The 541-nt window shown below is 64.1% G+C and carries 1 protein-coding gene; it reads left to right on the top strand.

The window, feature by feature from the left end:
• Positions 1-541 (top strand): amidohydrolase family protein (locus tag U5A56_RS36945; protein ID WP_321927421.1); only part of this gene is annotated, 541 nt, incomplete at both ends.

Genomic DNA, 541 nt, shown 5'->3' with positions numbered 1-541 from the left:
CCTGTACGACCGCGCGCTGCTGAACGCGGCCGCGCTGCGCGTGGTCGGCTACACGAAGGACACACCGGAGCCGCCGGGCGGCACGATCCTGCGCGATGCCGCGGGCAACCCGACCGGGCTGCTGCTCGCGAACCCGAACGCGACGATCCTGTACGCGACGCTCGCGAAGGGACCGAAGCTGCCGTTCGAATACCAGTACAACTCGACGCGCCACTTCATGCGCGAACTGAACCGTCTCGGCGTGACGGGTGTGATCGATGCAGGCGGCGGTTCGCAGAACTATCCCGACGATTACGAAGTGATCCGCAAGCTGCACGATGCCGGCGAGATGACGATCCGGATCGCGTACAACCTGTTCACGCAGAAGCCGAATGCCGAGAAGGAAGACTTCGTGAACTGGACGAAGAGCACGAAGTATCACGACGGCACGGATTATTTCCGCAACAACGGCGCGGGCGAAATGCTGGTGTTCTCGGCCGCCGACTTCGAGGACTTCCGCGTCGCGCGCCCGGACCTGCCGGCGCAGATGGAAGACGATCTG

It is taken from the genome of Burkholderia sp. BCC1998 (genome assembly GCF_905339875.1).
Taxonomy (GTDB): domain Bacteria; phylum Pseudomonadota; class Gammaproteobacteria; order Burkholderiales; family Burkholderiaceae; genus Burkholderia.
This window is presented reverse-complemented; position numbering and strand designations above follow the sequence as displayed.